Origin of the sequence: Corallococcus terminator, assembly GCF_049194865.1 — a bacterium.
In the GTDB taxonomy this organism is placed as follows: Bacteria; Myxococcota; Myxococcia; order Myxococcales; family Myxococcaceae; genus Myxococcus; species Myxococcus terminator_A.
The window spans coordinates 36,354-48,945 of sequence record NZ_JBLZWL010000131.1; the positions used below are offsets into that span (position 1 = coordinate 36,354).

At 66.9% G+C, this 12,592-nt stretch carries 8 protein-coding genes and 2 tRNA genes; all 10 read left to right on the plus strand.

Annotated features, from left to right (window positions below):
- Positions 1-170 precede the first annotated feature (170 nt).
- Positions 171-243, plus strand: a tRNA-Lys gene (locus tag ACN469_RS39345).
- Positions 244-360: 117 nt separating this feature from the next.
- Positions 361-442: transfer RNA gene (locus tag ACN469_RS39350), tRNA-Leu, on the plus strand.
- A gap of 101 nt (positions 443-543) precedes the next feature.
- Positions 544-1,821: a trigger factor gene (gene tig / locus ACN469_RS39355; RefSeq protein ID WP_498776792.1), complete on the plus strand. Its 1,278-nt coding sequence runs from the start codon at positions 544-546 to the stop codon at positions 1,819-1,821.
- 51 nt (positions 1,822-1,872) lie between these two features.
- On the plus strand, positions 1,873-2,493 hold the full coding sequence (gene clpP / locus ACN469_RS39360; protein ID WP_253997618.1) for an ATP-dependent Clp endopeptidase proteolytic subunit ClpP: 621 nt from the start codon (positions 1,873-1,875) through the stop codon (positions 2,491-2,493).
- Positions 2,494-2,708: 215 nt separating this feature from the next.
- Entirely contained in the window at positions 2,709-3,992 is a 1,284-nt protein-coding gene (clpX, locus tag ACN469_RS39365; protein ID WP_253997619.1) for an ATP-dependent Clp protease ATP-binding subunit ClpX, read from the plus strand.
- A gap of 291 nt (positions 3,993-4,283) precedes the next feature.
- The gene (locus ACN469_RS39370) at positions 4,284-6,353 is read left to right on the plus strand and encodes a prolyl oligopeptidase family serine peptidase (protein WP_498776794.1); all 2,070 of its coding nucleotides are present in this window, start codon (positions 4,284-4,286) and stop codon (positions 6,351-6,353) included.
- A 198-nt stretch (positions 6,354-6,551) separates the two neighbouring features.
- Entirely contained in the window at positions 6,552-9,002 is a 2,451-nt protein-coding gene (gene lon, locus ACN469_RS39375; protein WP_498776796.1) for an endopeptidase La, read from the plus strand.
- A 242-nt stretch (positions 9,003-9,244) separates the two neighbouring features.
- Positions 9,245-10,831 (plus strand): peptide ABC transporter substrate-binding protein, encoded by a 1,587-nt coding sequence (locus ACN469_RS39380; RefSeq protein WP_498776808.1) that lies wholly within the window; start codon positions 9,245-9,247, stop codon positions 10,829-10,831.
- A gap of 67 nt (positions 10,832-10,898) precedes the next feature.
- Complete coding sequence (locus ACN469_RS39385) at positions 10,899-11,783, plus strand: ABC transporter permease subunit (protein WP_498776798.1); 885 nt, start codon at positions 10,899-10,901, stop codon at positions 11,781-11,783.
- Positions 11,780-12,592 carry an ABC transporter permease subunit gene (locus ACN469_RS39390; protein ID WP_253997622.1) on the plus strand — a complete coding sequence of 271 codons (813 nt, stop codon included), beginning with the start codon at positions 11,780-11,782 and terminating at the stop codon, positions 12,590-12,592. Before ACN469_RS39385 ends, ACN469_RS39390 begins: the two co-directional genes overlap by 4 nt.

Genomic DNA, 12,592 nt, shown 5'->3' on the forward strand with positions numbered 1-12,592 from the left:
AGCCAGTGGGGCGGGCGGCGCGGCGTCACCCGGACTCGGCGTCTCCGAGAGGTGATCGCTCAGCGTGGGAATGCAGGGGGGACGAAAATACTTTTTGACAGCGCGGGCGGCCTTCTGTAGTTACCGCCGCCACTTGGACGTCACGCAGCCGACGGGCCAAGCGCAGTGCCGGGAGCGTAGCTCAATTGGCAGAGCAATGGACTCTTAATCCATAGGTTGTGGGTTCGATTCCCTCCGCTCTCATCACGGGGTCTCTCCAGAAATGGAGAGACCCCGTTTGTTTTTCCGCACAGCGCCGCCGCATGCTGACGTCCAGTGGACGTTTCGCGGTATGTACGGAACACGGCACGCGGCGCATCCGGGCGGGTGGCGAAACTGGTAGACGCGCCAGACTTAGGATCTGGTACCGCAAGGTGTGAGGGTTCGAGTCCCTCCTCGCCCATTTCGCGTTGACCCGTTCGTGCCTATCCCCTAAACGCGCACGTCCCACTTATCCGGCGCCGCTCGGGACGATTGTCCGAGGCGGCGGCGAGCGAGGCCCGTATGAAGGTCCAGGTCGAAGAGCTCTCTCCCGTCGAGAAGAAGCTCTCCATCGAGGTCGAGTCCGCCCGCGTGGCGGAAGAGCTGAACCGCGCTTATTCCGCGCTGAGTAAGCAGGTGAAGCTGCCCGGCTTCCGTCAGGGCAAGGTTCCCCGCCGCATCCTGGAGCAGCGCTTCAAGGATCAAATCGAGGACGAGGTCATCCAGCGCGTGGTGCAGAGCGCCTACCTGGATGCCGTGCGCGAGCACAACGTGGAGGTCGTCGCCAGCCCGCAGGTGACGAACCAGGGCCTGAAGGCCGACGCCCCGTTCAGCTTCGAGGCCCGGGTGGAGGTCAAGCCCAAGGTCGAGGCGAAGGAGTACGCGGAGCTGCCCCTGACCAAGACGGACGCGTCCGTCACCGACGAGCAGGTCAACGAGCAGCTGGACCGCATGCGCCAGTCGCTGAGCCGGCTGGAGCCCGTGGCGGACCGCGACTCGGCGGCCTCCGGCGACTACGCCACCGTGGACTACGACGCCACCGTGGACGGCCAGCCGTTCACCGGCAGCAAGGCCGAGGGCATCACCGTCCAGGTGCAGCCCGGTGAGCTGGTCGAGTCGAAGATCGCCGCCCTGGAAGGCGTGAAGGTGGGCGAGTCCAAGGACATCGACTACGCCTTCCCCGCGGACTACCGGGTGGAAGAAGTGAAGGGGAAGACGGGCCGCTTCCACGTCACCCTCAAGGCGCTGAAGAAGGAGATCAGCCCCGAGCTGAACGACGACTTCGCCAAGGAGACGGGCATCGCCCAGTCCATGGAGGAGCTGCGCGGAAAGCTGCGCACCGACATGGAGAAGGCGCGCCGTTCGCAAGCGGACAACGACGAGCGCGAGGCCCTGGTGAAGGTGCTCGTGGAGCGCAACCCGTTCGAGGTCCCCCGCGCCATGGTGGAGCGCGCCATGGACTCCATGCTGCGGGGCGCCCTGCAGCAGCTGCAGCGCTCGGGCGTGGACCCCAGCCGTCTGAACCTGGACTTCAACCGGCTGCGCGAGGAGATGCGCGAGAAGGCCCTCCAGGAAGTGAAGGGCACGCTGCTGCTGGAGTCCATCGCCCTCAAGGAGGGCGTGCAGGCGTCCGACGCGGACGTCGAAGCGCGGATTGAGCAGCTCGCCGTCGAAGCGGGCCAGCCCGTGGCCGCCGTGAAGAAGTACTTCAAGGGTCCGGACGAGCGCCTCGGGTTGTCTCTGCGACTGCGCGAGGAAAAGACGATTGAATTCCTGAAGGGCCGGGCGAAGTATTCCTGAGGTTCTCTTCCGAGCCGTCTCCAGAGCTTCAGCGCCCTACTCGAGGTCGACATGCCCTTCATGCCCGTTCCCTACGTCATCGAGCAGACTCACCGCGGTGAGCGCTCGTACGACATCTACAGTCGGCTCCTGAAGGACCGCATCATCATGCTGGGCACCGAAATCGACGATGACGTGGCCAACGTCATCGTCGCCCAGCTGCTGTTCCTCGAGTCCGAAGACCCGGACAAGGACATCAACATCTACATCAACTCGCCGGGCGGCTCCGTGACGGCGGGCATGGCCATCTACGACACGATGCAGTACGTCAAACCGCCGGTGTCCACCATCTGCGTGGGCCAGGCTGCGTCGATGGGGGCCGTGCTCCTGCTCGCCGGGACGAAGGGCAAGCGCTACACGCTGCCCTCCAGCCGCATCATGATCCACCAGCCCCTGGGCGGGGTGCGGGGCCAGGCCACGGATATCGAAATCCAGGCCCGGGAAATCCTCCGGATGAAGGCGAAGCTCAACGAGATCATCGTCAAGCACACCGGGCAGACCATCGAGCGAGTCGAGAAGGACACGGATCGCGACTACTTCATGGGCGCCACGGAGGCGAAAGCCTACGGAATCGTGGATGAAATCCAGAACCCGAGGAAGGTCGTCGGGCTGGGCAAGGACGAGAAGAAGTAACGGTTCGCCGGGGCTTGACGCCTCGGCCGGTGGCCGGAGCCGCGGGAATTCGTCCCCGCGCCTCCGGCTTTCTGCTTTCTGCGCCGACCTATTCTCCCTGTTAAGTACCGGGAAGGCGCGTGGACGTCCCTGATGGGGGCTGACTAGATTGCTTTGAGGCCGGGTTGGGTGGCGCGAGGCAGGGTGGCGGCTTTACAGGCGCAGCGAGGGATTTCATGGCGGGCAAGAACGTGGAGAAGCGAGACAACCAGACCCTCTGCTGCTCTTTCTGCGGCAAGTCGCAGAAGGAAGTGAAGAAGCTCATCGCGGGGCCAACGGTCTACATCTGCGACGAGTGCATCGGGCTGTGCAACGACATCATCGCGGAGGAGATTGACCGCGAGGAGACCAAGGACACCAAGCTGCGCATCCCCCGGCCCTCTGAAATCAAGGCCGTGCTGGACGAGTACGTCATCGGCCAGGAGCGGGCGAAGAAGACGCTGTCGGTGGCCGTGCACAACCACTACAAGCGCATCGAATCCAAGGTCGCGCTCGAGGACGTGGAGCTCCAGAAGAGCAACATCCTCCTCCTGGGCCCCACGGGCAGCGGCAAGACGCTGCTGGCGCAGACGCTGGCGCGCATCCTCAACGTCCCCTTTACGATTGCGGACGCCACGTGCCTCACCGAGGCCGGCTACGTGGGCGAGGATGTCGAGAACATCATCGTCAACCTGCTCCAGGCGGCCGACCACGACATCGAGCGGGCGCAGCGCGGCATCGTCTACATCGACGAAATCGACAAGATTGCCCGCAAGTCGGAGAACCCCTCCATCACCCGCGACGTCAGCGGCGAGGGCGTGCAGCAGGCGCTGCTCAAAATCATCGAAGGTACGGTGGCCAACGTTCCGCCCAAGGGCGGTCGCAAGCACCCCCAGCAGGAGTTCCTGCAGGTGGACACCACCAACATCCTCTTCATCTGCGGTGGCGCCTTCGGCGGGTTGGACCAGGTGATTGAGCGGCGCCTGGGCGGCCGCAACCTGGGCTTCGGCGCGGACATCCAGTCCAAGAAGCAGCGCAACCTCACGGAGCTGCTCAAGCACGTGGAGCCGGAGGACCTGCTCAAGTTCGGCATGATTCCGGAGTTCATCGGCCGTCTGCCCATCATCACCGCGCTGGAGGAGCTGGATGAGCCCGCGCTCATCAACATCCTCAACCAGCCGAAGAACGCGCTCACCAAGCAGTACAAGAAGCTCTTCGAGCTGGACGGCGTGGCGCTGAAGTTCACCGACGGCGCGCTCAAGGCCATCGCCAGCGAGGCCATCCGCCGCAAGGCCGGTGCCCGTGGCCTGCGCTCCATCCTCGAGTCGGCCATGCTGGACGTGATGTACGAAATCCCGTCCCGCAAGACGGTGCGCGAGGTGCTCATCTCCGAGGAGGTCATCCTCAAGAAGAGCGAGCCCGTCATCCTCCACTCCGCGGCGGAGAAAGAGCCCGCCGAACCGAAGAAGGAATCCGCCTAGCGCGGAGGGCAAGGGCCGCCTCTTCCAGGGGCGGCCCGCTTTAGATGTGACGGGGCGCGTCAAGGTCCAGGAAGCGGGCCCGACGCGCCCCATTCATTCTGGCGTGGGGCGGCATGGCAGGCGGCCCACGGTTTTTGTGGGACGGGCCTGGGGCTTTCTGTATGTGCTGGCTCCATGACACGGCTGCCCTTGCCCGCCTTGTTGTTGATGCTCTCTGCCTGCGCTGGCTCGAAGCCAGCGAAACGGGACGCTCCCCCAGTGGGGACGCGGGCCCAGGAGGAACACTCGCGCATGGCATACCCGGCGACACGGGTGGACGCGGTGGTGGACACGGTGCACGGCACGACGGTGCCGGACGCCTACCGCTGGTTGGAAGACGAGAAGGCGCCAGAGGTCCAGGCGTGGATGAAGGCGCAGGACGCCGTCGCGCGCGAGGCCCTGGCGAAGGTGCCCGGCCGGGACGCGCTGGTGCGCCGCTTCCGCGAGCTGTTCTACGTGGACTCCATCTCCATCCCCGCCCGGCGCGCGGGCCGCTACTTCTACATCCGCACCCACAAGGACAAGGAGAAGGCGGTCCTCTACTGGCGTGACGGCGAGAAGGGCGCGGAGAAAGTCCTCCTGGACCCCAACGGCTGGAGCCAGGACGGCTCCGTGTCGCTGGGCACGTGGGCGCCGTCGTGGGACGGCAAGAAGCTCGTCTTCGCCCAGAAGCCCAACGCGGCCGACGAGGCCGTGCTGCATGTGATGGACGTGGACTCGGGCCAGTGGTCGAAGGTGGATGTCATCGAGGGGGCCAAGTACGCGCAGCCCCGTTGGACACCGGACGGCAAGGGCTTCTATTACGAGTGGCTGCCCTCCGACGCCTCCATCCCCGTGGACGCGCGGCCGGGCTACACCACGCTGCGCTTCCACGCGCTGGGCGAGGACCCGAAGAAGGACGCGCTGGTGCACCCGCACACGGGCGACCCGTCCACCTTCCTCCAGGGGGACTTGAGCCGCGACGGCCAGTTCCTCTTCGTCTACATCCTCCGCGGCTGGAACGAGAACGACGTCTACTGGAAGCGGCCCGGGGAGAAGGACTTCCGGCTGCTGGTGAAGGGGCAGGGGGCCCGTTACAACGTGGTGGCCTGGAAGGGCCGCTTCTACGTCAACACCGACGAGGGCGCCCCGCGCCAGCGCGTGTTCGAGGTGGACCCGGCCAAGGCCGAGCGCTCGGCGTGGAAGGAGATTGTCCCCGAGGACCCGGTGGCCTCGCTCCAGAACATGAACGTCGTCGGGGAGCATCTGGCGCTGGAGTACATGAAGGACGCGACCACCGTCATCCGGGTGACGACGCTGCGGGGCAAGCCCGTGCGCGAGGTGGAACTGCCGGGCGTGGGCGCGGCCTCCAACCTGTCTGGCCTGGAGGACGAGGACGAGGCGTACTTCGTCTTCACGTCCTTCACCACGCCCCGGCGCGTCTACAAGACGTCCGTCCAGAGCGGGAAGTCAGCGCTGTGGGCCCAGGTGGAGCTGCCCATGGACCCGACGGCCTACACCGTGGATCAGGTCTTCTACCCCTCCAAGGACGGCACCCGCGTGCCCATGTTCCTGGTGTACCGAAAGGGCCTGAAGCGGGACGGGAACGCCCCCACGCTGCTGTACGGGTATGGCGGCTTCAACGTGAACATGGAGGCCAACTTCCGAGCCAGCATCCTGCCCTGGCTGGACGCGGGAGGGGTGTATGCGGTGGCCAACCTGCGCGGAGGCGGCGAGTACGGGACGGCCTGGCACGAGGCTGGCCGGCAGGCGAACAAGCAGAACGTCTTCGACGACTTCCACGCCGCCGCCGAGTACCTCATCCGCGAGAAGTACACCCAGCCCCGGAAGCTGGGCATCCAGGGTGGCAGCAACGGCGGCCTGCTGGTGGGGGCGGCCATGACTCAGCGCCCGGAGCTCTACGGCGCGGTGGTGTGCCAGGTGCCCCTGCTGGACATGGTGCGCTACCACCTCTTCGGAAGCGGGCGGACGTGGATTCCGGAGTACGGGACGGCGGAGAAGGCCGAGGAGTTCCGGACGCTGCACGCCTACTCGCCCTACCACCACGTCCGTCCGGACGTGCGCTACCCCGCGCTGCTGATGATGTCCGCGGACCACGATGACCGGGTGGACCCCATGCACGCTCGCAAGTTCATCGCGGCGGTGCAGAACGCACCTGGCGGCTTGTCACCCGCATTGCTGCGCATTGAGATGAACGCGGGACATGGTGGCGCGGACCAGGTGGCCAAGAGCATTGAATCCAGCGCGGACCAATACGCGTTTTTGTTCCAGGCGTTGGAGGTGGGAGGGCTCCAGGGTGGGCAGGCAGCGCAGGGCCGCTGACACGCCAGGCGGACATCCGAGTCGGCTCCGGGTGTTCCCTTGAAGGCAGCAAGTGGTTCCCCAATCTTGAGGCGGGGAACGGCGCCTGAAACCGACGTGTTATAGACATGCTTCACCCCGGGTAAGCGCTCGTCGGGCGAGCAACCGGGCAACTCTTCAGGGGCCTACCCTCCCGGTAGGCCAGCAGGTGGCGGATACATGTTCTTCGGACGTGACGACAAGAAGGAAGCCCAGAAGCGGGGACTCACCGTCCCGCTCTTGCCCCTTCGGGACATCATCGTGTTCCCGCACATGGTGGTTCCGCTGTTCGTCGGCCGGGAGAAGTCCATCGCGGCGTTGAAGGACGCGATGGCTCACAAGGGGCCGGACGACAAGGCCGTCATCCTGCTGGCCGCCCAGAAGAAGGCCAAGACGAATGACCCCTCTCCTGACGACATCTTCCACTTTGGAACCATGGGCCATGTCATCCAGCTGCTTCCCCTGCCTGACGGCACGGTGAAGGTGCTGGTGGAAGGCGTGCGCCGGGCCAAGGTGAAGAAGTTCCACCCCAACGACGCCTTCTTCATGGTGGAGGTGGAGGAGGTCGAAGAGCAGACGGAGAAGAGCGTGGAGCTGGAGGCGCTGGTTCGCAGCGTCCACTCCGTGTTCGAGGCCTTCGTCAAACTCAACAAGCGCATCCCGCCAGAGATGCTGATGCAGGTCGCCAGCATCGACGACCCGGCGCGGCTCGCTGACACCATCGTCGCGCACCTGTCGCTCAAGCTGAACGACAAGCAAGCGCTGCTCGAGACGGAGTCCCCGGCCAAGCGGCTGGAGAAGCTGTACGAGCTGATGCAGGGGGAGATCGAGATTCTCCAGGTGGAGAAGAAGATCCGCACCCGCGTCAAGAAGCAGATGGAGAAGACCCAGAAGGAGTACTACCTGAATGAGCAGATGCAGGCCATTCAGAAGGAGCTGGGTGAGCGCGACGAGTTCAAGAACGAGATTCAGGAGATTGAAGAGAAGCTGAAGAACAAGCGGATGAGCAAGGAGGCCACGCTCAAGGTCAAGAAGGAGCTGAAGAAGCTCCGGATGATGAGCCCGATGAGCGCCGAGGCCACGGTCGTCCGCAACTACATCGACTGGATCATCAGCCTCCCCTGGTACGACGAGACGCAGGACCGGCTCGACGTGACGGAAGCGGAGACGGTGCTCAACGAGGACCACTACGGCTTGAAGAAGCCGAAGGAGCGCATCCTCGAGTACCTGGCCGTGCAGCAGCTGGTGAAGAAGCTCAAGGGCCCCGTGCTGTGCTTCGTGGGTCCTCCGGGCGTGGGCAAGACGTCGCTGGCGCGCTCCATTGCTCGGGCCACGGGCCGGAAGTTCGTGCGCCTGTCGCTGGGCGGCGTGCGTGACGAGGCCGAGATTCGCGGCCACCGGCGCACGTACATCGGCGCGATGCCGGGCAAGCTCATCCAGTCGCTGAAGAAGGCGGGCAGCAACAACCCCGTCTTCCTGCTCGACGAAATCGACAAGATGTCCACGGACTTCCGAGGCGACCCGAGCGCGGCGCTGCTGGAGGTGCTGGACCCCGAGCAGAACCACAACTTCAACGACCACTACCTGGACCTCGACTACGACTTGTCGAAGGTGATGTTCATCTGCACCGCGAACACGATGCACAACATCCCCGGTCCTCTCCAGGACCGCATGGAGGTGATTCGCATCGCGGGGTACACCGAGCCGGAGAAGCTCTCCATCGCCCGTCGCTACCTCATCCCGAAGGAGCAGGAGGCCAACGGGCTGGCGGACATCAAGGTGGACATCAGCCGAGAGGCGCTGAAGACCATCATCCACCGCTACACGCGTGAGTCTGGCGTGCGCTCGCTCGAGCGTGAGATTGGCGGCGTGTACCGGAAGATTGCCCGCGACGTGCTGAAGAACGGCAAGCGGGACATGGTGGTGGACCGCAAGACGGCGATGAAGTTCCTGGGCACCCCGCGCTACCGCTACGGCGTGGCGGAGCAGGAGGACCAGGTGGGCATCGTCACTGGCCTGGCGTGGACGGAGCTGGGCGGTGAGATTCTCACCACCGAGGCCACCGTGATGCCGGGCAAGGGCAAGCTCATCATCACCGGCAAGCTGGGTGAGGTGATGCAGGAGTCCGCCCAGGCGGCCATGTCGTACGTGCGCAGCCGCGCCGAGCGCTTCGGCATCGACCGCAAGGTGTTCGAGAACTACGACATCCACGTCCACCTGCCGGAAGGCGCCATTCCGAAGGACGGTCCCTCGGCGGGTGTCACCATCTGTACGGCGCTGGTGAGCGCGCTCACGAGGGTCCTCATCCGTCGCGATGTCGCGATGACGGGTGAAATCACCCTGCGCGGGCGGGTGCTCCCCATCGGCGGCCTGAAGGAGAAGACGCTGGCCGCGCACCGGGCGGGCATCAAGACGGTCCTCATCCCGAAGGCGAACAAGAAGGACCTGAAGGACATCCCGCTGAAGATTCGCAAGCAGCTGCGCATCGTCCCGGTGGAGTTCGTGGACGACGTGCTGCGCGAGGCGTTGGTGTTGGAGAAGCCGGAGGAGTTCGGCCGCAAGCCGTACTCCGACAGCCTGAAGGCCGCGCCGCCGGACCTTCCGTCCACGCCGGCCCCCGCTCCAGTCTGATGCCGGGGTGACAGCGGAGGAGCTTCCTCCGTGAGGTACCGAAGCCAGGATGCCGGCCGACCAGGAGTCGCCGGTCTCCTGGCTTCTCCTTTTCGGGAGAGCGGTGCTTCGGGGTACAACGTGCCCCGGTGGCTCCTCGCGCGCGACTCGCCTGGTGGTGTCTTCTGCTGGCCTGGGTGACCGGGGCCTGCGGGCCGTGCGGCTTCCAGCCCGACGCGGGCGTCAAGGTGGTGGTGCCCGCGATGCCCACCACGCTCGACTGGAGTCACTCGGACCCCGAGAGCTGGGCCAACTATCCGGTGATGCTGGCCACGCAGCGGGGGCTGACGGTTCTCGGCGCGGACCACTCGGTCAAGCCTGGGTTGGCGGAGCGCTGGGAGCGCACTCGGGACGCGAAGGGCCGCGAGGTCTACGTCTTCCAACTGCGTCGGGACGTGCACTGGTCCGATGGCTCGCTGCTCACCGCGCGCGACTTCGTCGTGGGATGGCGACGCGCGCTGCGAGGGCGAGAGCGCGGGGAGATGGCGGACCTGGATGGCGCATCGGAGGTGCTGGCGCTCCAGGAGCGCATGGCGCCCGAGGCGGAAGTCCGCGCGGCGATGGAGCGCGTGGGCGTGGAGGCCGTGGACGCGCACACCCTGCGGGTGACGCTGGTGCATCCGCGCAGCTACTTCCTGGCCCGCGTGGCCAACGTCTACATCTTCTATCCGGCGCCCGCCGCGGACCTGGAGGGCAGGGCGGACGAGGAGGTCCGCGACTACTTCGACCGGCCTCGTGACGGACGCCCGCTGGCGCTGGGGCCGTATCGCGTGGAGAGCTGGGACCGCGCGGGCGAGCGGGTGCGGCTGGTGTACAACCCGCGCTCCGCGTTTCCTCCACCGATGGTGCCCGGTGAGGCGCCCGTGCCCGTCATCACCTTGATGAAGTCGGAGATTGGACCGGCGCTGTATGAGCGGGGCCGTGTGGACTTTGTCTTCGTGGACAGCGCGGCGGCCCTGCGCGTGAAGCGGCCTGGGGATTTGCAGCGCGAGCCGCTGCTGTCGACGTACTACCTGGCCTTCAACACGGAGCGCGCTCCGCTGGACAGGCCCGAGGTTCGTCGCGCGCTGTCTCGGGCGCTGGACCGCGAGGCGTTGGTGGCGGGGTTGCTGCCGGCCTCGCGTCCGTCGCATGTGCTGTTGCCTCCGGAGCTTCCAGGGGCGGCTTCGACGGAGGAGGCCGCGCGACTGCCGCACTACGAGCCCGAGCGCGCGAAGCAGGAGCTGGCGGGAGTGCCCGGGTTGGAGCGGCCGTTGCGGCTCGTGTATCGCTCGGGCGACAACTTCGTGCCGGAGGTCGCCATCGCGGAGCGCGTGGTGGCGCAGCTGGCTCGCGTGGGTGTGCAGGTGGTGCTGGAGGCGCGCTCGGACTTCACGGCGGAGGTGGCGCGGCGTACGGCGCAGGGGCCTCGCGCGTATGACCTGTATCTGCGCCGGCTGGGCGGCGACTACGCGCACCCGAATACGTTCTTCACGCTCTTCGAGCGCGAGGGCAACCATCAGACGGGCTGGGAGACGCAGGCGGCGGGTGAGCCGATGGGCCGCTTCGAGCGACTCCTGGAGGCGGCGGATGGTGAGGCGGATGAGGCTCGCGCCCATGCGCTGTACACCCAGGCGCAGGAAGTGCTGGTGGGGGAGCAGGCGGTGATTGCTCCGATTTACCACCCGGACCGCTACTACCGTGCTCGGGACACGCTGCGTGGCCTGGACGTGGACCCGTTCAACTTCCTGGCGCTGCGCACGCTGCGGCAGTCCACTCCGGAGCCGAAGCAGGCCGAGGTGGCGCCATGACGGCGCACGTGTCGCTGTCCACGACGCGGCAGCTCCCGGTGGAGCCACAGCGCGCCGAGGTGAAGTCATGAGGTCGGTGCTCCAGAAGCTGGCGCGACAGCTCGTGCTCGTGCCCCTGGTCGCGGTGGCCTCTTACTTCCTCATGGCGATGCTGCCGCTCACCACCGAGAGCGAAGCGAAGCGGCAGGTGTCGCCCGAGCTGGCGGCCTCGTATCGACGGGACCTGGGCATCGGCGAGCCGCTGGGCTTCCTTCGGCCTTGGCAGAAGCTCTGGCGCGGCGAACGACTGGGCACGAGCGCGCAAGGCGTCACCGGTGACGAGCTGGCGCGCAAGCTGTCCGGCAGTGTCGGCGTGGGATTGCTCGCGTTGCCCCTGGCGCTGACGTGGGCCCTGGGCTTCGCGATGGTGCGCACGCGCTGGCGTCGGGGACGCTGGGCCGCGCTGGGTGACGTCGTGCCCGCGCTGGCCTTCGGCACCCCTGTCTTCATCCCCGCGCTCCTCCTGGCTCCCTCTGTCGTGGAGCGCGGCAACATGCTGCCGGAGCTTTGCGCCGCGCTCGTCACGTCCATCTGGCCCGGCATCTTCCTGGGCACCTTGGTGGGAGACTCGCTGGAGACGGAGCTGTCTCGCGACTACGTGCGAACGGCGCTGGGCAAGGGGCTCGCTCCTGGCACGGTGCTGCGCCGTCACGTGTTGCCCAACGTACTGCCCGCGTTGCTGGACGCCGTGGGGCCGGTGGCGACGGCGCTGCTCGCCGGCTCGTTCGCGGCCGAGCGCGTGCTGGGCCTTCCGTACTTCGGACAGCTCTACGTGCTGGCCGTCCTCAACAAGCAGGTGGCCGTCGTCGTGGTCGCCACCACCACGTTTGCTTCGCTGCTCGTCGTCGTCAGCCTCGCCGTCGAGTTGACGCGGTACGCGGTGGACCCTCGCTCACGGGAGGCCCGCGCATGAGCCGCGTCCCCGCTCGCGCCCGCTTCGGGCTCCTCCTGCTCGTGGGCCTCGGGGTGCTGAGCCTCGTGGCAGGACGCTTGTTCCCCGACGTGCTCGCCAGCACCTGTCCGCTGGGCGAGGACCCGATGCGGCCGGACCGCACCGTGTGCGAGCTGGCCTTCGGTGGACTCTGGGTGTCCCTCGCCGTGGGCCTTTGCGCGGGCGGGCTCTCCACGCTCATCGGTCTCATCGTCGCGGCCGTGGCACGACTCGTCGGTGGCGCTTGGGAGCAGGCCCTGCTGCGCGGCGTGGACGCTGTCTTCGCCCTGCCCGACGTGCTCGTGGTGATGGTGCTCCAGCTCGCGGGCCAGTCCCTCGCGGACGCGGGACACAGCGGGGGGCTGGGGCCTTTTGGCTTGATGGTGGCGTCACTCGCGCTCGTCGGCTGGGCGGGGCCCGCTCGCATGTTCCGCAATCGCCTGGCCACGCTGGAGGGACAGGAGTTCGTCGCCGCGGCGCGCGCGCTCGGCGGGGGTGGAACACACGTGCTGCGCGTCCACCTGTGGCCCGCGCTGCGGCCCTTCGCGCTGGCCGTGTTCCTCAGCCGCCTGCCCACCGCCATCCTCACCGAGTCCACCGTGAGCTTCTTCGGCATCGCCCGCATGGAGCCCATGTCCCTGGGCCGCTATCTGGGCACCAGCTACGCGGCCCTCATCTACGAGGGCGGCGCTCGCGTCGTGCTGCCCGCCTGGGCGCTGCTCGTCCTCCTGGTGCTCGGCGCTTCGCTCGCTTCCCAGGCACTCTCCGCGAGCCCTCGCAAGGCCACCTGA